This is a genomic window from Streptomyces sp. CB02058 (assembly GCF_001905505.1).
GTDB lineage: Bacteria > Actinomycetota > Actinomycetes > Streptomycetales > Streptomycetaceae > Streptomyces.
The window spans coordinates 331,040-353,853 of the sequence record NZ_LIPG01000008.1; the positions used below are offsets into that span (position 1 = coordinate 331,040).

20 protein-coding genes are annotated in these 22,814 nt (G+C 70.9%); 13 read left to right on the forward strand and 7 right to left on the reverse strand.

Annotated elements, in window-relative coordinates; translation table 11 throughout:
• Positions 1 to 90: 90 nt before the first annotated feature.
• Positions 91 to 1,593 carry a SulP family inorganic anion transporter gene (locus AMK10_RS34790; protein WP_073753446.1) on the reverse strand — a complete coding sequence of 501 codons (1,503 nt, stop codon included), beginning with the start codon at positions 1,591 to 1,593 and terminating at the stop codon, positions 91 to 93.
• Positions 1,594 to 1,825: 232 nt separating this feature from the next.
• Between AMK10_RS34790 and AMK10_RS34795 the strand changes: the two genes are divergently transcribed.
• Together AMK10_RS34795 and AMK10_RS34800 are read left to right on the forward strand one after the other, a co-directional pair.
• Positions 1,826 to 2,287 carry a MerR family transcriptional regulator gene (locus tag AMK10_RS34795; protein ID WP_073753448.1) on the forward strand — a complete coding sequence of 154 codons (462 nt, stop codon included), beginning with the start codon at positions 1,826 to 1,828 and terminating at the stop codon, positions 2,285 to 2,287.
• Positions 2,288 to 2,433: 146 nt separating this feature from the next.
• A complete protein-coding gene (locus AMK10_RS34800; protein ID WP_073753450.1) occupies positions 2,434 to 2,745 on the forward strand; it encodes a hypothetical protein in 312 nt (103 codons plus the stop codon).
• Here the strand turns inward: AMK10_RS34800 and AMK10_RS34805 are convergent.
• The gene (locus AMK10_RS34805) at positions 2,678 to 3,250 is read right to left on the reverse strand and encodes a TIGR03086 family metal-binding protein (RefSeq protein ID WP_073753452.1); all 573 of its coding nucleotides are present in this window, start codon (positions 3,248 to 3,250) and stop codon (positions 2,678 to 2,680) included. The genes AMK10_RS34800 and AMK10_RS34805 overlap by 68 nt on opposite strands.
• A gap of 83 nt (positions 3,251 to 3,333) precedes the next feature.
• Here AMK10_RS34805 and AMK10_RS34810 point away from each other — a divergent pair, with 83 nt between their 5' ends.
• The 3 genes from AMK10_RS34810 to AMK10_RS34820 are packed head-to-tail and all read left to right on the forward strand — an operon-like array spanning position 3,334 to position 5,553.
• On the forward strand, positions 3,334 to 4,170 hold the full coding sequence (locus tag AMK10_RS34810; protein ID WP_073753454.1) for a helix-turn-helix domain-containing protein: 837 nt from the start codon (positions 3,334 to 3,336) through the stop codon (positions 4,168 to 4,170).
• Positions 4,171 to 4,209: 39 nt separating this feature from the next.
• The gene (locus AMK10_RS34815) at positions 4,210 to 4,749 is read left to right on the forward strand and encodes a GNAT family N-acetyltransferase (protein WP_073753456.1); all 540 of its coding nucleotides are present in this window, start codon (positions 4,210 to 4,212) and stop codon (positions 4,747 to 4,749) included.
• A gap of 54 nt (positions 4,750 to 4,803) precedes the next feature.
• Positions 4,804 to 5,553: a Mut7-C RNAse domain-containing protein gene (locus tag AMK10_RS34820; protein WP_073753458.1), complete on the forward strand. Its 750-nt coding sequence runs from the start codon at positions 4,804 to 4,806 to the stop codon at positions 5,551 to 5,553.
• 151 nt (positions 5,554 to 5,704) lie between these two features.
• Here the strand turns inward: AMK10_RS34820 and AMK10_RS34825 are convergent, their stop codons facing one another.
• Complete coding sequence (locus tag AMK10_RS34825; RefSeq protein ID WP_073753460.1) at positions 5,705 to 6,283, reverse strand: TetR/AcrR family transcriptional regulator; 579 nt, start codon at positions 6,281 to 6,283, stop codon at positions 5,705 to 5,707.
• Between the two features lie 119 nt (positions 6,284 to 6,402).
• Here AMK10_RS34825 and AMK10_RS34830 point away from each other — a divergent pair, with 119 nt between their 5' ends.
• Positions 6,403 to 7,872 carry an FAD-dependent oxidoreductase gene (locus AMK10_RS34830; RefSeq protein ID WP_073753462.1) on the forward strand — a complete coding sequence of 490 codons (1,470 nt, stop codon included), beginning with the start codon at positions 6,403 to 6,405 and terminating at the stop codon, positions 7,870 to 7,872.
• A gap of 32 nt (positions 7,873 to 7,904) precedes the next feature.
• Here the strand turns inward: AMK10_RS34830 and AMK10_RS34835 are convergent, their stop codons facing one another.
• Positions 7,905 to 8,408, reverse strand: coding sequence for a hypothetical protein (locus tag AMK10_RS34835; protein WP_107428558.1), 504 nt, complete (start codon positions 8,406 to 8,408; stop codon positions 7,905 to 7,907).
• A gap of 347 nt (positions 8,409 to 8,755) precedes the next feature.
• Here AMK10_RS34835 and AMK10_RS34840 point away from each other — a divergent pair, with 347 nt between their 5' ends.
• Positions 8,756 to 9,514: an SDR family NAD(P)-dependent oxidoreductase gene (locus AMK10_RS34840; RefSeq protein WP_073753464.1), complete on the forward strand. Its 759-nt coding sequence runs from the start codon at positions 8,756 to 8,758 to the stop codon at positions 9,512 to 9,514.
• Between the two features lie 206 nt (positions 9,515 to 9,720).
• Positions 9,721 to 11,346, forward strand: a complete 1,626-nt coding sequence (locus tag AMK10_RS34845) for an alpha/beta hydrolase (protein WP_073753466.1) — start codon at positions 9,721 to 9,723, stop codon at positions 11,344 to 11,346.
• A gap of 177 nt (positions 11,347 to 11,523) precedes the next feature.
• On the opposite strand, the gene AMK10_RS34850 is transcribed toward AMK10_RS34845, so the two are convergent.
• A complete protein-coding gene (locus AMK10_RS34850; protein ID WP_073753468.1) occupies positions 11,524 to 12,717 on the reverse strand; it encodes an RtcB family protein in 1,194 nt (397 codons plus the stop codon).
• A gap of 172 nt (positions 12,718 to 12,889) precedes the next feature.
• Between AMK10_RS34850 and AMK10_RS34855 the strand changes: the two genes are divergently transcribed.
• The 3 genes from AMK10_RS34855 (at position 12,890) to AMK10_RS34865 (ending at position 16,394) form a co-directional block, all read left to right on the forward strand.
• Positions 12,890 to 13,708, forward strand: coding sequence for a hypothetical protein (locus AMK10_RS34855; protein ID WP_073753470.1), 819 nt, complete (start codon positions 12,890 to 12,892; stop codon positions 13,706 to 13,708).
• Between the two features lie 224 nt (positions 13,709 to 13,932).
• Positions 13,933 to 14,766 carry a DUF3558 domain-containing protein gene (locus AMK10_RS34860; protein ID WP_073753472.1) on the forward strand — a complete coding sequence of 278 codons (834 nt, stop codon included), beginning with the start codon at positions 13,933 to 13,935 and terminating at the stop codon, positions 14,764 to 14,766.
• Positions 14,767 to 14,948: 182 nt separating this feature from the next.
• Entirely contained in the window at positions 14,949 to 16,394 is a 1,446-nt protein-coding gene (locus tag AMK10_RS34865) for a DUF2637 domain-containing protein (RefSeq protein ID WP_073753474.1), read from the forward strand.
• 116 nt (positions 16,395 to 16,510) lie between these two features.
• Here the strand turns inward: AMK10_RS34865 and lysS are convergent, their stop codons facing one another.
• Entirely contained in the window at positions 16,511 to 18,265 is a 1,755-nt protein-coding gene (gene lysS, locus AMK10_RS34870) for a lysine--tRNA ligase (protein WP_198959855.1), read from the reverse strand.
• A 145-nt stretch (positions 18,266 to 18,410) separates the two neighbouring features.
• Between lysS and argS the strand changes: the two genes are divergently transcribed.
• The gene (argS, locus tag AMK10_RS34875) at positions 18,411 to 20,180 is read left to right on the forward strand and encodes an arginine--tRNA ligase (protein WP_073753478.1); all 1,770 of its coding nucleotides are present in this window, start codon (positions 18,411 to 18,413) and stop codon (positions 20,178 to 20,180) included.
• Between the two features lie 69 nt (positions 20,181 to 20,249).
• On the opposite strand, the gene AMK10_RS34880 is transcribed toward argS, so the two are convergent.
• Positions 20,250 to 21,668, reverse strand: coding sequence for a helix-turn-helix domain-containing protein (locus AMK10_RS34880; RefSeq protein WP_073753480.1), 1,419 nt, complete (start codon positions 21,666 to 21,668; stop codon positions 20,250 to 20,252).
• A gap of 395 nt (positions 21,669 to 22,063) precedes the next feature.
• Between AMK10_RS34880 and AMK10_RS34885 the strand changes: the two genes are divergently transcribed.
• Entirely contained in the window at positions 22,064 to 22,804 is a 741-nt protein-coding gene (locus tag AMK10_RS34885) for a DUF4232 domain-containing protein (RefSeq protein ID WP_073753482.1), read from the forward strand.
• Positions 22,805 to 22,814: the final 10 nt, after the last annotated feature.

A 22,814-nucleotide genomic window follows, 5' to 3' on the forward strand; every position in this document is an offset into this window, starting at 1 on the left:
CAGGGCCCACGTCGCGGTCGGGTGTACGGGCGGCCCGGCCGGTGCGCGGCAGAGGAGCCCGTCGCCGGGGCGCCGCGCGGGCGGTGCCTGTCAGGTGCTGCCGGTGAGTTCACCGCTCAGGGAGCTGTGGAGACGGGCGCTGCGCTCGTTGAGCCCGACGATCTCCACGCTCTTCCCGCGCTGCTCGTACTTCGTGGTGATGGCGTCCAGGCTGGCGACGGCCGAGGCGTCCCAGATGTGCGCGGCGCTCAGGTCGATCACGACCCGGCCGGGATCGGCGGTGTAGTCGAAACGTCCGACCAGGTCGTTCGACGAGGCGAAGAAGAGTTCGCCGGTCACCGAGTAGGTGATCCGGCCGCCGTCCTGGTCGGTGGCGGTGGTGACGTCGGCGAGGTGGGCGACCCGCCTGGCGAAGATGACCATCGCGGTGATCGAACCGACGACGACACCGACGGCCAGGTTCTCGGTGGCGACGACACAGACCACCGTGATCACCATGACCGCGATCTCACCGGCCGGCATCCGCTTCAGCGTCCTGGGCGCGATGGAGTGCCAGTCGAAGGTCGCGAAGCACACCATGATCATGACGGCGACGAGGGCCGCCATCGGGATACGGGAGACGAGCGGCCCGAACGCGATGCACAGCACCATCAGGAAGACACCCGCCATGAAGGTCGAGAGCCGCGTGCGGGCACCGGAGACCTTCACGTTGATCATGGTCTGGCCGATCATCGCGCAGCCGCCCATGCCGCCGAAGAAACCGGTCACGATGTTGGCGATCCCCTGGCCGATCGACTCCCGGGTCTTGCTGGAGTGGGTGTCGGTGATCTCGTCGACCAGCTTGGCCGTCATCAGCGACTCCATCAGGCCGACCAGCGCCATGGCCAGGGCGTAGGGCGCGATGGTGGTCAGCGTGTCCAGGGTGAAGGGCACGTCCGGCAGACCGGGCACCGGCAGGGACGAGGGCAGCTGCCCCTTGTCACCGACCGTCGGTACGGCGATGCCCGCGGCCACGGTGATCGAGGTCAGGATGACGACGGAGACCAGAGGGGCGGGGACCGCCCTGGTGATCCGCGGGAAGAACACCATCAGGGCCATACCGCCCAGGACCAGCGGATACACGGGCCAGGGGACGTCGCTGATCTCGGAGACCTGGCCCATGAAGACCAGGATCGCCAGCGCGTTGACGAAGCCGACCATCACGCTGCGCGGCACGAACCGCATCAGCCGGGCGACGCCCAGGGCGCCGAGCACGATCTGGAAGATCCCGCCCAGGATGACGCCCGCCACCAGGTAGCCGAAGCCGTGCTCCCGGTTGAGGGGGGCGATGACGAGCGCGACGGCGCCCGTCGCGGCGGAGATCATCGCGGGCCTGCCGCCGACGAAGGAGATGACGACGGCCATCGTGAACGCGGCGAACAGACCGACCGCGGGATCGACACCGGCGATGATCGAGAACGAGATCGCCTCGGGGATCAGCGCCAGGCCCACGACGAGACCGGCCAGGGTCTCCCTGCGGAAGACCTTCGGGGACAGCCAGGGCGGCCGGGAGAAGCGGGGCAGACCTGCCAGGGGCAGTACGGATGAGGGCAAGAGAAGCGTGACCTGTCGTTGCTCGGGCACACCCGGTCGACCGGGGGGGCATGCGTGACATGCGGATCGGATCGGTGAGCGGCTGTGAGGGACGCGCGCTCCACGGGGCACCGGAATCGGCCGGAGGCGTCGTCGGCCCCGGTATCCGGGCGACGAACAACTCTACCCTAACGTTAGAGTAGGGATGGAAACGCCGTCCTCCCGTGGTCACGGCGGGAGTCGAAAGGGCACAGTGAACAGCCAGCACATGCAGATCGGCGAGGTCGCACGGCGCACCGAGCTGTCCCTGCGCACGATCCGGCACTACGAGGAGTCCGGGCTGGTGGTGCCCTCGGCCAGGTCGCGGGGCGGGTTCCGGCTGTACACCGAGGGCGATGTGGCCCGGCTGATGGTCATCCGCCGGATGAAGCCACTGGGTTTCACGCTCGACGAGATGCGGGACCTCCTGGAGGCGGTCGACCGCCTCGACTCCGGCGACGAACCCGGCGGGGACGAGCACGACGCGCTCCTGGAGCGGGTCCGGGCGTACGAGCGGGCGGCGGCCGAGCAGGTGGCGAAGCTGCGGACCCAACTGGCACGGGCCGAGGAGTTCGCGCTGACCCTGCGCACCCGGCTGGAGCCGAGCGGCCGGCCGGACGAGGTCCGGGACGGTTCACCGGACGACCTGGAGCGCGCGGGCCCGCCGGACATGTGACACCGGAGCCGTCGCGCGGGCCCTACGACGCCGGGGCACGGTTTCGAGGTCGCTCTTCGGCCATTCATTGGCCGAAGAATGATCTTCAGCCGAACGGGCCACCCTGCCGATGCAAGGAGCACCGACTCCCGAGGAGGCCGCCCGGCATGGATGACCTGCTGCTGACCCTGGCCGTCCCGGCCGTGGTCCTCGCCAGTGGGGTGTACGCGGTCTGCGACTGCCGCCGCCGGCGCCGGAAGCCCCCGCCGCCGTACACCCGCCGCGCATCCGCCCTGGCCGCACGCGAGACGGTGGACCGGGCCGAGGCGGTCGTCGACCGCGCGTACGCCGCTCTCGGCAGGCTCTACGCCGACCCGGCCACCCCGCACCCCGCGGACGGCTCCCCCACCGTCAGCGGCGCGGCGGGCTCCAGCCGGGATCGCGGCCCGTTTCGGCCAGCATCCGCTCGAAGGCCGTAGCCCCTGGCGGCGGCGGGAACGCCTCGCCGAACACCTTCATCTTCCGGGCCTGCGGAGCCAGCTCGGCGAACGCGGGTCCCATCTCGGCCACCGAGTCCGGGTCGGGCGTGAAGTCCTGGCCCGTCGCTCGGGCCAGGTCCCAGGCGTGGACGGTCAGATCGCCCAGCACCATGAACCCCACCGTCCTGGCGGGCAGCCCCATGCCTCCGCTCACCCCTTCCTCCGTGCCCGGCTGCGCCCATGCCTTCACCAGCAGCGCCGTCTCGTCGTCGAAGCGGCCTCGCCAGTCCCCGGTGACGAAGTCCGGTGTCCGGCTGAGGTCCACCGGCTCCTTGGCGGCCAGGACCTGGAAGTTCGCGACCACCCCGAAGAGATGATTGACCAGGGCACGTACGTCGTACTCGCTGCACGGTGTGGCGCGGGACAGCTGGTCGTCGCCGATTCCCCGTACGACGGGACCCGCCTGCGCGGCGGCTCCCTCCAGTAGTTCGCTGATCGTCTTCATGCTTCCGACGATGCACCCCGGCGGCCCGGGTGTCTTGAAGAAACACGACAGCGGCACGGCGGCAGCCGTTCTACGATCCCCCCATGGCCGGACCCGGACGCGAGACGCGGGGCATCGTCGATGCCCCCGACCTGTTCACCCGCGTCCGCTTCCGCCTCCGCGATCCGGCCCCTGAGCTGCGGCCCCATGTGGAGCACTACTGGCTGATCGACTGGGATCTCCAAGAGCCGTACACCTCGCAGGTGGTGCCTCACCCCTGCGTCCACCTGGTCTTCCAGCGCTCCGAGTCCGGCGGTCCGGCCGAGCGCGCGGGCACGGCCGAGGTCTACGGCGTCGTCCAGGGGCTGTTCAGCCAGCGGCTGGAGGGCAGGGGACGGGTCTGCGGCGTGAAGTTCAGGCCCGGCGCCTTCCGGCCGTTCTCCCCGGGCCGGCCCGTGTCGGACTGGACAGGACGCAGGGTCCCCGCCGACGAGGCACTGCCGGCCCCCGAGGGCGGACCACCGGCCTCCGTGATCGCACCGGACGTGCTGGGCCCCGCGGACGAGGACGCCCGGGTCGCGGCACTCGACGCGTATCTGCTGCCGCTCCTGCCGGCGACGGACCCGCAGGCGGAACTCGCGAAGTCGCTCGCCGAACGCGCCCGCACGGACCGCTCCCTCCTCCGGGTCGACGCCCTCGCCCGGGCGGGAGACCTGTCGGTGCGTTCGCTGCAGCGGCTCTTCTCCGGCTATGTGGGGGTCGGACCCAAGTGGGTCATCCTGCGCCACCGCATCCACGAGGCGCTGCAACGCGCCGAGAAGGACCCGGAACCCGACTGGGCGCGACTCGCCGCCGATCTCGGCTACAGCGACCAGGCGCACCTGGTCAGGGACTTCACGGCCACGGTGGGAGTCCCTCCGACGGCCTTCGCACCGCGCTGAAGCCGGTCCGTTGTCGGTGCCGCGTCCTACAGTCGGGCCATGGACACACGTACGCCCCGGCCCGCCCCGGCCCTCGTCGAGATCGTGGCCTGGTCGGCGGACGATCTCGGGCTGCTCCGACTGGCCAATGCCCCGGAGCTGATGGACCACCTCGGCGGCCCGGAGACCGAGGAGCAGTTGATGGTCCGCCACGAACGCTATGTGGCACTGAGCGCGGACCGGACGGGCCGGGGCAGGATGTTCCGGATCAGCCTGGCCGCGACCGGCGAGCCCGTGGGCACGATCGGCTTCTGGGAGCAGACCCGGCAGGACGAGCAGATCTACGAGACGGGGTGGGCGGTCCTGGCCGGCTACCAAGGACTCGGCATCGCCTCGTCGGCCACCGCGGCGGTGGTGGAGCACGCACGGGAGGCGGGCAAGCACCGCTATCTGCACGCCTATCCGTCCGTCGGCAACGGCGCGTCGAACGCGGTGTGCCGCAAGAGCGGCTTCGTCCTACTCGGCGACTGCGACTTCGAATACCCGCCCGGCCACCCGATGCGGGTGAACGACTGGCGGCTGGACCTCGCCACCTCCTGACCGGGGCGCCGGAAACCCTTCGCCGCACTGCCGCCCGAATGGCATCCTGACCAGGTGAACGGACCCGAGATCACCCTCGAAGTAGCCCCGGAACTGCGGCTCTTCGTCGCCCACGACCGCCGCCTGGGACGCACCGCCGTCACCACCGACGGCTCGTCGACCCTCGGCCATGTCGTGGAGTCGCTCGGCGTCCCGCTCACCGAGGCCGGACAGCTCCTCGTCGACGGCTGCCCCGTCCCCGCGTCCCACATCCCGGGCGCGGGCGAGCTGGTCGAGGTGCGGGCCGTGCGCCGTCCGCAGCCGGTGCCGGGCGCGCCCCTGCGCTTCCTGCTCGACGTGCACCTGGGCACGCTCGCGCGACGGCTGCGGCTGCTGGGCGTGGACGCGGCCTACGAGAGCGAGGACATCGGCGACCCCGCGCTGGCCGCCCTCTCCGCGAAGGAGCGGCGCGTCCTGCTCTCCCGCGACCGGGGGCTGCTGCGGCGCAGGGAGATCTGGGCGGGGGCGTACGTCTACAGCGACCGTCCCGGGGAGCAGCTGCGCGATGTCCTGGGCCGGTTCGCGCCCGTGCTCGCGCCGTGGACCCGCTGCACCGCGTGCAACGGGGAGCTGGCCGCGGCGGACAAGGACTCCGTGAGCGCCCTCCTGGAGCAGGGCACGCAGGCGTCCTACGACGTGTTCGCGCAGTGCACGGCCTGCGACCGGGTGTACTGGCGGGGTGCCCACCACTCCCATCTGGAGGCCATCGTGGCGGACGCCGTGGCCGAGTTCGGCGGCACGGGCAGTGAGGCCCCCACCGCCTGAGGCCCTCCGCTCCCCCTGCTTCTGCCGGAGCCCGCGCGCCGGGCTCCGCGCGTGCCCGGCCGGGCTTGGCGGGTGCCCGGCCGGGCTCCACGACTGCTCCCCCCGTGCTCCTCGGCCGCTCGGCCTGGCCCCACGGCCGCTCCCCCGCGCTCTACGGCCGCTCGGCCGTCAGATAGCGCTGGACCGTGGGCCCGAGCCAGCCGATGACCTCGTCCCGGGACATCGCGGCGGCGGGCTCGATGCGCAGGACGTACCGCGCGAGCGCCATGCCCAGGATCTGCGACGCGACGAGCGCCGCCCGGCGGGGCGCGTCGGCCGGATCGGGGCAGACACCCGCGGCCACGGGACCGAGCTGTTCGGCGAAGACGGCCCGCATCCGCTCGGCTCCCGCCTCGTTGGTGACCCCGACCCTCAGCAGGCCCGTCAGCACGTCGTCCTGCTCCCAGCGGTCCAGGAAGTGCCCGACGAGAACAGCGCCGATGTGCTTGCCGGGCAGGGCTCCGAGCCCGGGCAGCCGCAGTTCGATCGCGGACGCGGCGGCGAAAAGTCCCTCCTTGGAGCCGTAGTAGCGCATCACCATCGACGGATCGATCCCGGCGTCACGGGCGATGGCCCGGATCGTGGCGCGCTCGTACCCGTCGGAGGCGAACCGCTCACGGGCGGCTTCGAGGATCGCCGCCTTGGTGGCGTCGGAGCGGCGTGGAGCGGGGGAAGGGGTGTGCGCTGTCATGCCAACGATCGTAGGCCAACAACCGTTGACACGCCAGATCCACCCGCTCTACAGTTGCCAACAAGCGTTGACCAACAACAGTTGGCCAACAATCGTTGGCATTCGCTCGGGAGACCGCCATGACCGGTACATCCAGCTCGGAATCCAGCTCCACCACCCTCGACGTCCTCATCGTGGGCGCCGGCCCCACCGGCATGCTCCTGGCGGGCGACCTCGCCGCCCAGGGCCTCTCCGTCACCGTCGTCGAGCGACGCCCGCGCGAGGCCGGCACCCTGACCCGCGCCTTCGGCGTGCACGCCCGCACACTGGAGCTGCTCGACTCCCGAGGTCTTGCCGACGCGCTGGTCACGACCGGCACGACCCTCGACGAGCTGCGGCTCTTCGGCCGGCTCTCGCTCGATCTCTCCCGGCTGCGGACCCGCTTCCCCTTCCTGCTCATCACTCCGCAGTACGAGGTGGAGAACCTCCTGCGACACCGTGCGCTCGAGGCGGGCGTGGAGTTCCGCTACGGGACGGAGCTGCTCGGCCTGAGCCAGTCCACGGACAACGGCACGGTCACCGCGGAGATACGCGACGCCGAAGGGGTCCGCTCCACCGTCGAGGCCGGATACCTCGTGGGCACCGACGGCGTGCACAGCTCCGTCCGCAAGGCCCTCGGGCTCCCGTTCCCCGGCGAATCGGTGATCCGGTCCATCGTCCTGGCCGACGTCCGGCTCGCCGAGACGCCTCCCGGACTGCTCACGGTCAACGGCGTGGGTGACGCCTTCGCCTTCATCGCCCCCTTCGGCGACGGCTGGTACCGCGTCATGGGCTGGAACCGCACCCGCCACGTCGACGACAGCGAGCCCGTCGAGCTCGAAGAGCTGCGCGAGATCGCCCGCCGCGCCCTCGGCTCCGACTACGGGATGCACGACGCCCGCTGGCTCTCGCGCTTCCACAGCGACGAACGCCAGGTGCCCGCCTATCGCGTGGGCCGGGTCTTCCTGGCCGGAGACGCCGCCCATGTCCACTCACCGGCGGGCGGCCAGGGCATGAACACCGGCCTCCAGGACGCGGCGAACCTCTCCTGGAAGCTCGCGGCCGTGCTGCGCGGGCAGGCCGCAGACCCCGAGACCCTGCTCGACAGCTATCACGCCGAGAGGCACCCGGTCGGCTCCCAGGTCCTGCGCAGCAGTGGCGCGATCGTGCGCCTCGCGATGGCCCGCACGCCGCTGGAGCGGTCCTTCCGCTGGGCCGTCACCCGTCTGCTGTCCGTCGTGCGGCCGGCCTCGGACAAGGCCATGGGACGGATCTCCGGCATCGGCATCGCATACGGAGCGCCGAAGGGCAGCCACCGCCTCGCGGGCACCCGCGCGCCCGATGTCCAGCTCGCCGAGGGCCGTCTGCTGGAGCTGCTGCGCGAGGGCGGGTTCGTGCTGATCACCCCTCCGGACGCGCCCGCCCCGGCCGGTCCGGCGCCCCTCGTCCACGCACACTGGACGAGCGACCGCACCACCACCCTGCTCGTCCGCCCCGACGGATACATCGCGTGGGCGAGCGAGCGCCCCGACCCCGAGGCGCTGGAGCAGGCCCTCGCCCTGAGCCGATGACCGCCCGCCCGGGCCCATCAGGGCTCCCCGGTTCAGAACGCGTATCTGTCGCCCGTGGCGGGGGCCAGTACCTCGTGGGTGTCGTTCCGCCGGTTCCGGTCGCTCGCGCCGCCATTCCACAGGGTGTCCACCCGCACGACCACCTCGGCCGGGCGGCCCGTGAGGCGGAGGCCGACGGTGGTGCGCCGCGCCTCACCGGCCGCGGGCAGCGGTCCGGTCGAGCAGAGCACGGTGCGGCTGTCGCCGCGCAGGCAGCCCGGGGGCAGTTGCTGTGCGGCCGCGAGCGGCACGGAGAAGCGCAGCCGGACCGTCACGTCCGCGAGTGGGGACGGCCCCCGGTTCCCGGTCCTCAGCAGGACGCCGAGCCGGTCGCCCCAGAGCGAGACCCGGCCGTGGTGGGCCGTGTCCGCCTCCGGAGCGATCCCTCGGGGCGCCGGTTCGGCGACGGCGGACAGCCCGGGGCCACCGAGCACCACAGCGGCCGTCAGCGCCGTCGCGACCGACATCTTCAGCACAGCTCTACGCGTCACTCCCATGCGCAGAACATACCGATAGCTCCCAATCATCCATATTTAAGGATCGGTTCGCCGCGCCTCCCCCCACTCGCACGGCCCACCCCGCACGGAGCCCGACGGCTCCCGTACGGCACATGGCGCACCGGCCCCGAGCCCACCGCCCGCTTCAACGCCCGCTCCGCCGCCCGGACCCACCGGGCCGTGGCCGGAGCGCCGATCCACCGTGCCCGCACGGCTCCGGCCGTGCACGGCCCCTCGGACCGTGCACGACCCCCGCGGACCGTGCACGACCCCCGCGACCGCTGAACGGGCCCCCGGCGCACCCGCCTATCCTGGCCCCGTACCGATCAGCTGTCCGAGGAGTTCGCATGGCCGCCACCCCCATCGCCGTCATCACCGGCGCGAGCAGCGGCATCGGTGCCGCGACCGCCAGGCAGCTGGCCGCCGCCGGATACCGCGTGGTGCTCACCGCCCGCCGCAAGGACCGCATCGAGACGCTCGCCGCCGAGCTCACCGACGCGGGCCACCAGGCGACGGCGTACGCCCTGGACGTCACCGACCGGGCGGCGGTCGACGAGTTCGCCACCGCGTTCCGCTCCCTGGCCGTGCTGGTCAACAACGCGGGTGGCGCGCTGGGGGCCGACCCGGTCGCGACCGGCGACCCCGCCGACTGGCGTCAGATGTACGAGACCAATGTGATCGGCACGCTCAACGTCACCCAGGCGCTGCTGCCCGCCCTCACCGCGAGCGGCGACGGCACGATCGTGGTCCTCTCCTCGACGGCGGGCCTCTCCACCTACGAGGGCGGTGGCGGTTATGTGGCTGCCAAGCACGGCGAGCACGTCCTGGCGGAGACCCTGCGCCTGGAGATCGTCGGCACCCCGGTCCGCGTGATCGAGGTCGCGCCCGGCATGGTCAAGACCGAGGAGTTCGCCACCACCCGCTTCCGCGGCGACACCGAGAAGGCCGCCAAGGTCTACGCCGGTGTCGACGCCCCGCTCTCCGCCGACGACGTGGCCGACACCATCACCTGGGCCGTCACCCGCCCCAGCCACGTCAACATCGACCTCCTGGTGGTCCGCCCCCGCGCCCAGGCCTCCAACTCCAAGGTCCACCGCACCCTCTGACAGTCACGCCGACGGCTGGGACGAGCCCCGGACCTCCGCCACAGGGGGCCGGGGCTCGTGCGCGTCACGGGGCACTCGGGTGATCGGCCATTCGGCTGCGGTCGCCTCGCACGCGGTACCGGCCCGCTGTGTCGTGGACACGAGTGCGTGCCGAGATCAGGCCATCGGCGGTCTCGGGCGCCCGGACACCACAGAGAGGCCGGAGCATGCCCATACGTCCCCTGCGCGGATTCATAGCGGCTTGGCGGCGTCATGCTGCCGCCATCGCCGCGGTGATGTCCTGCTCGACGCTGCTGACCGGGCAGGAAGTCGCTGCCGACGCTGCGCCCGTATCCCCGCCGCCCGCCCCGCGGCTGGACTGGAGGCCCTGCGTCCAGGGCAGCCCCTTCGACTGCGCGACCGCGAAGGTGCCTCTGGACTACGGGAAGCCGGGCGGTCGCACCATCGAGCTGGCCGTGGTCCGGCGGAAGGCGACCGGCCCCGGGCGGCGCGTCGGCACCCTGTTCTTCAACCCCGGCGGCCCCGGCGGCCCCGGGACGGTCCAGATGCCGCAGAACTACGAGTTCTTCCCGCGCGAGGTGCGCGAGCGGTTCGACATCGTCAGCTGGGACCCCCGCGGAATCGGCAGCAGCACCGCGGTGAACTGTTTCGCGGGTCCCCAGGAGGCCGCCGACTGGAACGCGAGCAAACCGACGGGCTTCCCGGTGGGCGAGGAGGAGCGGACGGAGTTCGTCGCCGCGTACGCGGATCTGGCCCGGCGCTGCGAGCGGAAGGACCCCGAGCTCCTGAGCCATGTGTCGACCGCCGACACCGCTCGCGACCTGGACCTGCTCCGCCGGTCGGTGGGCGAGCCCCAGCTCAACTACTACGGGATCTCCTACGGCACGATCCTGGGCGCCACCTATGCCAACCTCTTCCCCGGCAAGGTCCGGGCCATGACCCTCGACAGCAACATCCGCCCTGGGGCCTGGACGAACGACGCGTCCGACGATGCCCGCCTGACGACGTTCCTGCGCATCGGCTCGGACCGCAGCGCGGCGGCGACCCTGAACGAGTTCCTCGATCTGTGCGGTTCCACCACCACCGCACGCTGCGCCTTCTCCGCAGACACCCCGGAAGCCACCCGGGCCAAGTTCGGCCGGCTGACCCAGCGGCTGCGGAAGGAGCCCGTGGACACATGGACCTATGCCCGTACGGTCGCCGAAACGGTGAACAGCCTCTATCTCGTCAGCGGGTGGGCGGATCTCGCCGGCCGGCTGGAGGCCCTGTGGCAGGGCCGCGTACCGGAGCCGACGCCCTTGCCACCCGCTCCGCCGGTCCCTGAGCCGAATCCGTACGTGGGCGAGGAACAGGCGGCAGCCGTGCTCTGCGGTGACAGCCCGAATCCGCGTGACCCCGGTGTCTACCCCGCACTGGAGGAGGCCTCCGCCGCCCGCGCCGGCGACACAGGGCGCTTCTGGACCTGGGCGACGGCGGGGTGCACCGCCTGGCCCACCTCCCCCGACCGCTACACCGGCCCCTGGAACAAGCGGACAGCGCACCCGATCCTGGTGGTCGGCACCACCTACGACCCCTCCACGGCCTACCCGAACTCACCGGCCATGGTGGAAGAACTGGCCGATGCCCGCCTGCTCACCAACGAGGGGTACGGGCACACCGCACTGCTCAACCCCAGCACCTGCGTCCAGGAACACGAGAGCCGCTACTTCATCGACGGCACGCTTCCATCGGCCGGAACAACCTGCCGGCAGGACACGCCGCCCTTCTCCGCGCCCAAGCCGAGCGGCGGCGTCGCCACCGGCGGCGGTGCGATGGCCGGCAGCGCCTCCTGAGCCCGCCCCCGCTCATCGCGGAAGGCCCCGGACCGCGATCGGTCCGGGGCCTTCCGTCCGGATGAAGCCCGGGTGGAGTCCGGGAGTGCCGGGTGAAGTCCGGGAGTGCCGGGTGGAGTCCGGGAGTGCCGGGTGGAGTCCGGGAGTGCCGGGTGGAGTCCGGGTGGAGTACCGGGCTCAGCCCTTCACGCACACGACCTGCTTGAGCTTCGCGACGACCTCGACCAGATCGCGCTGCTGGTCGATGACCTGCTCGATCGGCTTGTACGCGGCCGGGATCTCGTCCACCACACCGGAGTCCTTGCGGCACTCCACCCCACGCGTCTGGTCCTCCAGGTCCTTCGTGGAGAACCTCCGCTTCGCCGCGTTCCTGCTCATCCGCCGCCCCGCGCCGTGCGAGGCGGAGTTGAACGACTTCGCGTTCCCGAGGCCCTTCACGATGTAGGAGCCGGTCCCCATGGACCCGGGAATGATCCCGAACTCCCCGGAGCCCGCGCGAATCGCGCCCTTCCTGGTGACCAGCAGATCCATGCCCTCGTACCGCTCCTCCGCCACGTAGTTGTGGTGGCAGGAGATGACCGGTTCGAACGTGACTCCGGCCTTCTTGAATTCCTTCCGGACCACGTCCTGGAAGAGACCCATCATGATCGAGCGGTTGTACTTGGCGTACTCCTGCGCCCAGAAAAGATCGTTGCGGTACGCCGCCATCTGCGGGGTCTCGGCGATGAATACCGCCAGGTCACGGTCGACGAGCCCCTGGTTGTGCGGAAGCTTCTGAGCCTGTCCGATGTGGAAATCGGCGAGTTCCTTGCCGATGTTCCGGGACCCCGAGTGCAGCATCAGCCACACCGACCCCGCCTCGTCCAGGCAGAACTCGATGAAGTGATTCCCGCTCCCGAGCGTGCCCATCTGCTTCGTCGCACGTTCCTGGCGGAATTTGACGGACTCGGCGATCCCGTCGAAACGGGACCAGAAGTCGTCCCAGCCCGCCGTCGGGAAGCCGTGCAGCCTTCCCGGCTCGACCATGTGGTCGTGCATCCCCCGGCCCACGGGAATCGCCTGCTCGATCTTCGAGCGGAGCCGCGAGAGGTCGCCGGGCAGGTCGTTGGCCGTGAGCGACGTCTTCACCGCGGACATCCCGCAGCCGATGTCCACGCCCACCGCGGCCGGACAGACCGCACCGTGCATCGCGATCACGGAACCGACCGTCGCCCCCTTGCCGAAGTGGACGTCCGGCATGACGGCGAGGCCCTTGATCCAGGGCAGCGTGGACACGTTCCGCAGCTGCTGCATCGCGACGTCCTCGACCGAGGCGGGATCCGCCCACATACGGATGGGAACCTGCGCACCCGGCACCTCTACATACGACATAACTCCTCGATTCCCCCGAAAAAGACTGAAAGCGCAAAACTGGCGCCAAGGTCGCCATAAAGGTCGGCCGACCGGCATGCACAGCGGCGCGTGCGATACACATTGTGTCCATCGGCCGCCATCGAGCGGCAACCCGTTTTCGTACCGAAGGGAGCCTGGGACCGTGCGACACATGGCGTACGTACCCGGCGTCGCGCTTCTCGTAGCGCTCGTCGCCGGCTGCAGCGCCGGCTCCGACGCCGACGACCCCGACGCCGACAGCAAGCCCGGCAGCCCGACGGTCACGGCCGCGCCCCCCGGGAAGTACCGGACGCTGCCCGAATCCTGCCGCGCCGTACCGCGTTCCACCCTCAAGGACCTGCTGCCGGGCGCCGCCGACCTGTCGGAGGAGCAGCAGGAGAAGGTCTACGAGGGCACGGCCACCGTCACCTACGACACCGACCGCAAGGTCGGCTGCCGCTGGAAGTCGGACGCACCGGACGCCTCCCGGAACCTCTCCATCGACTTCGAGCGCGTCGTGTCCTACGACCCCGCCGTGAGCGACGACGACCGCGCCCGCGAGGTGTACGCGAAGAAGCAGGATGCCGCCGCCCTCCCCACCTCGAACGGTGTCACCCCCAGCGAGACCCCGAGCGGTTCGGCCTCCGGCTCTCCCAGCAGCACGGCCTCCGGCTCCCCGGGCGGCACGTCCTCCGCCTCCCCCTCCGCCGACCCGTCCGGCAGCACCACCGGCACGGACCCGGACGAGGACCTCCGGCCGCGGCTCCTCGACGAGCTCGGGGATGCCGCGTTTCTGGACGATGTGCTCACCCGTGCGGGTTCCACCGCACAGCACCGCACCGTGAGCGTGGTATTCCGCACATCGAACGTCATCGTGACCGTCCATTACGCGGAGCAGCCCACCGACGTCACCGGGGTTCCCGACAGCCGCGAACTGCAGGAGAAGGCCCAGGCCCTGGCGCGGAAACTGGACGAGACCCTCAGCGACTGACCTGCCCGCGACAACCACCCGCCGGGGTCCGTCGCGCTCCCCGCGGCCTCCGGCCGAAGGCGGCATCCGGCCGCCGTCCGTCGTACCGTGGCCCCCGACCGGCGTAACGAACCGGCCGACGTGACGGCCCACCCGGCCGCGACGACCGCCCTGCCGACCGATGTGACGTACCGCCCGACCGCCCGCACGACCGAGACCCGCCGTGCCGTCCGAGTGAAGGAACCATGCACCGATCAGCCCCGCGACTGTCCCGCATACTCGCCTGCGCCGCCGTTCCGGTGATGCTCGTCGTCGCCGGCTGCTCGTCGGACTCCGGCGACTCGAAGGACTCGGGCTCCTCGACCGCTCCGAGCGCGAAGAAGACGGAGCCGACCGTCGAGCCCGCGAAGTTCGCGACGCTGCCCGACGCCTGCTCCTCGATCGCCAGGAAGACGATCGAGGACCTGGTTCCCAAGGCCAAGAGCAAGGGCGGCACCCCGGGCAAGTCCAGCGACACCGCCACCCGCGGCGGCTGCTCCTGGAACGGCCTGGACGACAACGGCGTCAAGGGCTCGCAGTACCGCTGGCTCGACGTCGGCTTCACCCGCTTCGATTCGGACCAGTCCCTGGGCAGCGGTGCCAAGCGGGCCACGGACGAGTACACGAAGCAGGTCTCCAAGGCCCAGGCGACCGAGGGCGCGAAGGATGCCGCGGCCAAGCCCGCCTCCGGCATCGGCGAGCAGGCCACCTCCGTCACGTACAGCCTGACGAAGTCCAAGGAGGACTTCGAGTACGCGACGGTCATCGCCCGCACGGGCAACGTCGTCGTCAGCGTCACCTACAACGGTGCCGGTTTCGCCGGCGCCAAGACGCCCTCCGCCGCCGACATCCTCAAGGACGCCCAGAAGGCCGCCAAGGAAGCCGCCTCCGCGGTCGGCGCCGACGACGCGAAGTCCTCGGCCTCCCCGTCCGCCAAGGCGTCGTCCTCCGCCAAGTCCTCCGCCTCCGCCATGCCGTCGTCCTCCGCGAAGGCCGCGTCGAAGACGACGGCGAAGGCGAAGGCGACGGCCAAGTCGTGACCAACGCCCCGCAGGGACCCGAACTCCCCTGACCAGAGGGCATTTCACGAAGCCCGGTACTCCCGCGAGTACCGGGCTTCGCCCCCTCCCCGCGCAACACCCCCGGCCGGCATGTGCCAGGCTGTGCCCGCGCCGGATGCCGAAAGTGGAGCCGGTTCATCGAAGTCGGGAGGGGATCGCGGGTGGCCGCAATGCAGCTGACACGCACACACCGCGTGCTCATCGGGGTCGTCGTCGCCGGCGCCGTGCTCATCGCCGCGATCGGGTTCGCGGGCTCGTACGCCGCCGTACGCGAACTCGCGGAGGAGAAGGGCTTCGGCCAGTTCTCGCTGGTCTTCCCGATCGGCATCGACGCCGGTATCTGTGTACTGCTCGCGCTGGACCTGCTGCTGACGTGGATGCGCATCCCGTTCCCGCTGCTGCGTCAGACCGCCTGGCTGCTCACCGCGGCGACGATCGCCTTCAACGGCGCCGCCGCCTGGCCCGATCCGCTGGGCACCGGCATGCACGCGGTGATCCCGATCCTGTTCGTCGTCGCCGTCGAAGCGGCACGGCACGCGGTCGGCCGGATCGCGGACATCACGGCGGACAAGCACATGGAGGGTGTCCGCCTCACCCGCTGGCTGCTCTCCCCCGTCCCCACCTTCAAGCTGTGGCGCCGGATGAAGCTGTGGGAGCTGCGCAGCTACGAGCAGGTCATCAAGCTCGAACAGGACCGGCTGATCTACCAGGCCCGCCTCCAGGCCCGCTTCGGCCGCAACTGGCGGCGCAAGGCCCCCATCGAGTCGATGATGCCGCTGCGCCTCGCCAAGTACGGCGTCCCGCTCGCCGAGACCGCCCCGGCCGGCCTCGCCGCCGCGGGCATCGAACCGGCCCTGCTGCCGCCCGCCCCGGCAGAGCTCGAAGCCGAGCAGCAGCGCCAGCTGCCGTACGCCCCGCAGGCGCAGAACCCGCAGACGCAGAACCTCCAGGCGCAGAACCAGCAGTCCCGGAACCCGCAGCTGGAACAGCAGGAAGAGCTGGAACAGCCGGCCCCCTCGCAGCAGCAACAGCAGCCGCAACAGGCCGCCCAGCACCCCCAACAGCCCCAGCCGTACCCCCAGGAGGGCCCCGGCTCGCACGACAGCCCCTGGTTCGCGGCCCCCCAGGTGCCGGAGGACGCGTACGAGAGCGCGTACAACCCGACGTACGTCGAGGGCCTGGAGCCGACCCCGGTGATGATCCCCTCGGGTCCCGGCGGCCGGACCCGCCCGCTCGGCAACGTGGGCACGATCGGCGCGTTCCCGCACCCCCGCGCCGCCGAACCCGAGTCCGGCCGGCAGCACGAGCAGGAGCAGGAGCAGCAGGACCAGGAAGGCCCCCAGGACCCGCAGCGCGAGGACCTGGCCCAGCAGGACGACCCCGCCGAATGGGCCGAGGCCGAGATCGAGTTCAGCGAGATCGCGTACGAGGTGTTCACCGCGTACACGCACCAGCACCAGAACTACCCGAGCGCCGAGGTGCTCGACATACACCTCTCGGACGGCCACAACGTCCGCCACCCGCGCAGCGCCGCGCTGCTCCGCCGGCTGCTGCCCGGCTTCAAGCAGCGCTTCGACAACGAGATGGCCGCGGACCACATCGCGTGACGAGCGGCCACCTCGCGTAGCGAGCGGCCACATCGCGTGGAGCGTGGAGAACAGCAGCGCGGAACGAGAACGGGCGGGCCGCACGGAGCGGCCCGCCCGTTCTCACACCCGGGGTGTCACGCGCCCAGCAGCGTCCGCACCCGGTCCGCCCCCACCGCGAGCAGCAGCGTGGGCAGACGCGGCCCGGTGTCCCGGCCGACGAGCAGCCGGTACAGCAGGGCGAAGAAGGAACGCTGGGCGACCTTCAGCTCGGGCGTCGGCTTCGCGTCGGGCTCCAGGCCCTCCATCACCTTCGGCACGCCGTAGACGAGCGTGGTCAGCCCGTCCAGCGACCAGTGCGAGTCGAGCCCTTCCAGCAGCAGCCGCAGCGACTCGCGGCCCTGCTCGTCCAGGGAGCCGAGCAGCTCCTTGTCCGGCTCGTCGCGGACGATGGTGCGCGACTCGGCCGGGACCTGGGTGGTGATCCAGTTCTCGGCGCGGTCGAGCCGGGGCCTGGCCTCGTCGAGCGAGGTCAGCGGGCTCGAAGGGTCGAGCTCGCTGAGGATGCGCAGCGTCTGGTCCTCCGCACCCGCGGTGATGTCGGCGACGGACGCCAGCGTGCGGTAGGGCAGCGGGCGGGGCGTGCCGGGCAGCTCCCCGGCGGCCGTTCCGACGGCCCGGGCGTAGGCGGCGGCGTCGGCGGGCAGCACCGTGCCGTCGGCCACCTTGCGGACCAGCGAGTCCCACTCGTCGTAGAGCCGCTGGATCTCCTGGTCGAAGGCGATCTTGAACGACTGGTTCGGCTTGCGGCGCGCGTACAGCCAGCGCAGCAGCGGCGCCTCCATGATCTTCAGCGCGTCGGCCGGGGTCGGCACGCCGCCCTTGCTGGAGGACATCTTCGCCATGCCGGAGATCCCGACGAACGCGTACATCGGGCCGATCGGCTGAACGCCGTCGAACACCTCGCGCACGATCTGGCCGCCGACGACGAAGGAGGAGCCCGGCGAGGAGTGGTCCACGCCACTGGGCTCGAAGATCACGCCCTCGTACGCCCAGCGCATCGGCCAGTCGACCTTCCAGACCAGCTTGCCGCGGTTGAACTCGTTGAGCCGGACCGTCTCGGCGAAGCCGCAGGCCGAGCAGGTGTAGTTCAGCTCGGTCGTGTCGTCGTCGTAGGAGGTGACGACCGTGAGGTCCTTCTCGCAGTTGCCGCAGTAGGGCTTGTACGGGAAGTAGCCGGCGGTGTTGGAGCTGCCGTCGTCCTCGTCGGCCGCGCCGGAGCCCTCGGCGGCCTCCAGCTCGGCCTCGTCGACCTTCTTCTGCTGCTGCGGCTTCTTGCCGCCCGCCGCGCCGTCCTTCTTGGTGCGGTAGCGGTCCAGGACGGCGTCGATGTCGGCACGGTGCTTCATCGCGTGCAGGACCTGCTCGCGATAGGTGCCCGCCGTGTACTGCTCGGTCTGGCTGATCGGGTCGTACTCGACGCCGAGCTCCTCCAGCGCCTGCACCATGGCGGCCTTGAAGTGCTCGGCCCAGTTCGGGTACGCCGACCCGGCCGGGGCGGGCACCGAGGTCAGGGGCTTGCCGATGTGCTCCTGCCAGGAGTCGTCGACACCCTCGACGCCGTTCGGCACCTTGCGGTAGCGGTCGTAGTCGTCCCACGAGATCAGGTGGCGCACGGTGTACCCGCGGCGCCGGATCTCGTCCGCGACCAAGTGCGGGGTCATGACCTCGCGGAGGTTCCCCAGGTGGATCGGGCCCGACGGGGAGAGGCCGGACGCGACGACGACCGGTTTGCCAGGCGCACGTCGCTCCGATTCGGCGATGACATCGTCCGCGAAGCGGGAGACCCAGTCGGTCTCGGTGCTGCTCTGACTCGAAGCCACGGTCGGCACGTCCTTCTCTCGTGTAGGACTCGTAGGGGACGCCCACGAAGGGCACCCCCATTCTCCCAGGTGCCGCCCGTAGCGCGAAAACGGCTTTACGCCCCGTGGGATACTGGGGTGATCCTTTGTCTCCTACGGAAACGGCAGCCGTCTCATGGCTTCGGTCCCTTCCCTCGCTTCCACGCTCCAGCAGCAGCTCGCGGACGCCCTGACGGCAGCCCTGCCGGATGCCGGCACCGCGGACCCGCTGCTGCGCCGAAGCGACCGGGCCGACTTCCAGGCCAACGGCATCCTCGCGCTCGCCAAGAAGCTCAAGGGCAACCCCCGCGAGCTGGCGACCCAGGTCACGGCAGCCCTCCCGGCCGGTGAGCTGATCAAGGACATCGAGGTCTCCGGCCCCGGCTTCCTCAACATCACCCTCACCGACCGGGCGATCGTCGAGACCCTCGCCGCGCGGGCCGCCGACGGCGACCGGCTCGGCGTCCCGCTGAAGGCCGCCCCCGGCACCACCGTGATCGACTACGCCCAGCCGAACGTGGCCAAGGAGATGCACGTCGGCCACCTGCGGTCGGCGGTCATCGGTGACGCCATGGTCCAGATCCTGGAGTTCACCGGCGAGAACGTCGTCCGGCGGCACCACATCGGCGACTGGGGTACCCAGTTCGGGATGCTCATCCAGTATCTGTTCGAGCACCCGGACGAGCTGAAGCACGAGGGCGACGAGGCGGACGGCGAAGCGGCCATGTCCTCGCTGAACCGCGTCTACAAGGCCTCACGGGTCCTCTTCGACTCCGACGAGGAGTTCAAGGCCCGCTCCCGTGACCGGGTGGTGGCCCTCCAGGCGGGTGACCCGGAGACGCTGGCGCACTGGCAGCGCTTCGTCGACGAGTCGAAGATCTACTTCTACTCCGTCTTCGACAAGCTCGACATGAAGATCGACGACCCCGACATCGTCGGCGAGTCCGGCTACAACGACATGCTGGAGGAGACCTGCCGGATCCTGGAGGAGACGGGCGTCGCCGTCCGCTCCGAGGGTGCGCTCTGCGTGTTCTTCGACGACGTGAAGGGCCCGGACGGCAACCCGGTCCCGCTGATCGTCAAGAAGACCAACGGCGGCTACGGATACGCGGCCACCGACCTCTCCGCGATCCGCGACCGGGTCCAGGGCCTCAAGGCCGACACCCTGGTCTACGTGGTGGACGCCCGGCAGTCCCTGCACTTCAAGATGGTCTTCGAGACGGCCCGCCGCGCCGGCTGGCTCAACGAGGACGTCAAGGCGCACCAGCTGGCCTTCGGCACGGTCCTCGGCAAGGACGGCAAGCCCTTCAAGACCCGTGAGGGCGTCACCGTCCGGCTGGAGGACCTCCTCGACGAGGCCGTCGAGCGGGCCACCGCCGTGGTCCGGGAGAAGGCCGAGAAGGTGGGCCTGACCGAGGACGAGATCGTCGAGAACGGCCGGTTCGTCGGTGTCGGCGCCGTGAAGTACGCGGACCTGTCGACCTCCGCCGTGCGGGACTACAAGTTCGACCTGGACCAGATGGTCTCGCTGAACGGCGACACGTCGGTGTACCTCCAGTACGCCTACGCCCGGATCCGCTCCATCCTGCGCAAGGCGGGCGACGCGAAGCCCGCCGCGCACCCGGAGCTGGACCTCGCCCCGGCCGAGCGCGCGCTCGGCCTGCACCTGGACCAGTTCGGCGCGGTGCTGGACGAGGTCGCCGAGGGGTACGAGCCGCACAAGCTGGCCGCGTATCTCTACCAGCTGGCCTCGCACCTCACCACGTTCTACGACCAGTGCCAGGTGCTCAGCGACGAGAACGCTCCGGAGGTCGTCGAGAACAGGCTCTTCCTCGTCGAGCTCACCGCCCGCACCCTGCACCAGGGCATGAAGCTGCTCGGCATCAGGACGCCCGAGCGCCTCTGAGCACTCCGCGACAGCGCGACGGCCCCGTACACCTCACGGTGTGCGGGGCCGTCGCCGCTCCATGAGCCGTCAGTGCTCCGCAGACACCCACTGCGCCGTGTCCGCGCGGTAGTAGTACTCCGGCCGCGCCGCGATGCTGCTCGTGCGGAACGGCTTGCCCTGGTCGTCGATGCGCAGCATCCCGCTCCTGCCCCCGCTGGTCCACTCCAGCTCCAGGTACCAGGTCACGTCGTGGCCCTCCACATGCGCGTCCAGGTGGAACACCTCGACATCCGTGGAGCTCACCCGGTACGGGAAGTCCTTCGCGGGGACGACCACCCCGGCGTCCTCCCCCGCGACCGGCTTCGAACGCGGACGGCTGTCGTCCAGGTCGATCTCGAACGTCTGGGGGGTGATGCCCCCGCCGCAGCCGTTTCCCATGGAGTACGCGTTCCAGGGGAGCGCCGCCTCGCGCCCCAGCACCCGCACGTGCAGGGCGTTCAGCACGACCGCCTCGCCCGACCTCCCCTGGAGCGTGAGTTCGAGCTTCATGTCACCGCCGTCCACGCCCCCGAGAGCCCGCGCCCAGCTGCGGGAGTCCTGGGACGGGGGGTTCGGCGGCACGTCGTCGGGCTCCTGGTCGAGGAGGTAGTACTGCCCGCACGGCGACTCCCAGTTGTACGAGCTGATCGTGGCGTGCACGGGCACGCCGCTCCCCGTGGTGGCCCCGGAGCTCACCGAGGGGGTCGCGGACGGACTGCGCCCGGCCGATGCGGTGGCGTCCTCGCTGGGCTTCGCCGATGTGCCGACCCCCTTGCCCGGCTTCGCGCTGCCGCTGACCCGACCGCTGGGTACGACCTGCGCGACGCTGGGCTCAGCCCGCGTACGCCCGTCGTCGGACGGCCCGTCACCCGCGAGGCTCCGGACGGCAAGGGCGGCGGGCACGGTGAGCGCCACGACGGCGACCGCGGTGAGCAGGACACGCGTCCTCCTCGTCGGCCGCCGGCGGCCGGGCACGCGGTCGCCGGGATGGGGCGCCTCTGGCGTCACGTCCTGCGCGAAGGACTCCGCTTCGGGCCCCGATCCGACCTCTGCTTCAGGCTTCGTCCGGGGCTCCGGTTCGTCCTCCGCTTCAGGCCGATCAACTGATTCCGCTTCTGCCGCTGCCACCGGTTCGGCCACTGCATCGGGACGTGCCTCGGCCACCGGCGCGGTCTCCGCCCCGGGAGGGGCCGCAGCCGCCTCGGGCCGTCGCGTCCCCCGCCGCTTGGCCTCGTCGGCCAGGATCCACTTCCGGTGCAGCGCCACCAGTTCCTCGGACGAGGCCCGGCACACCCGCGCGAAGCGCTCGACGGGTGCGTACTCATGAGGGACCGCGTCACCGTTGCAGTACCGGTGGACGGTCGACGTGCTCATGTGGAGCTTCTGCGCGAGCGTCCCGTAACTGAGCCCGGACCGCTCCTTCAACCCCCTGAGCAGCTCCGCGAAGTCCTGGATCTCTGTGCCCACCCCGACCGTTCCCCTTCCGTTCCTTCCCGGAAAGGCGTTCCAGGGAGGTGATGTTCCCGCAGGTCAAAGGGCATACGAACGTTCCAGCGTCCCGCATGCCCCGGCAGCCGTTGCGACCGGAATCCGGGGCTGGAAAGGATGTGGACACACCGCGGCGTTCCCCGCGACTCGCACATCCCACCCTCACCCGTCCCGGGAGCCTCGTTGCGTACTCGACCTGAAATCAGCCTGACCGACGCGGTCGCCACGGGAGTGCTGATCGCCTGCATCGCGGTCGTCATCGCACTCCTGTAACGCCTCTGATCATGCGTCACCGCTCAGTACACCCGCCCGCACCTCAGGGCGCCAAGTCGGCGCCCCGGGCACTCATCACCTTCGAACGGGGAGAACCACCCATGCGTAACCTTCGCTTCCGCCGCGCCGCCCGCACCTCCGTCCTCGGCGTCGCCGCACTGGTCGCGGCCCTGTCCCTCACCGCCTGCCAGAGCGACAGCCCGGAGCCGTACGACGCCCTGGACACCGCTTCCCAGCAGCCGGCCGACGGCAACTCCGAGGCCCCGGCGGCGAACACGGACAAGAAGCCGGCCGAGGACTCGGACTCCACCGGTTCTGATTCCGGTTCCGGCACCGAGAAGGATTCCGGTTCCTCCGGCGCGAAGCCCGCCGCGAAGCCGGCGGAGCAGGCCGCCGACAGCGGCAGCACCGGCGGCGCCCTGCCCACCTGCACCGGCGCGAACACCAAGCTCACGATGACGAGCGTCAAGCGCCCCATCAACCACATGCTGCTCACGATGACCAACACCGGCTCGAAGGCCTGCAACGCCTACTACTACCCCTTCCTCCGGTTCGGCGAGGCGCAGTCCGTCCCGCAGACCGTCGAGGACAGCAAGCCGCAGGCCGTCGTCACCCTCACCCCCGGTCAGTCCGCCTACACGGGCGTCATGACCTCGTCCGCCGACGGCAGCGGCACGGGCGGCTACTCCACCAGGGACCTCTCCGTCAGCTTCCAGGGAGCGAAGGAGGGCGGCTCCACGGGCAGCGCGGTGAACGTCCCGCTCGGCAAGGAGGTCTACGTCGACAGCAGCCTGGCCGTCACCTACTGGCAGACCGACATGAATGACGCCCTCATGTACTGACCGGGAGGGT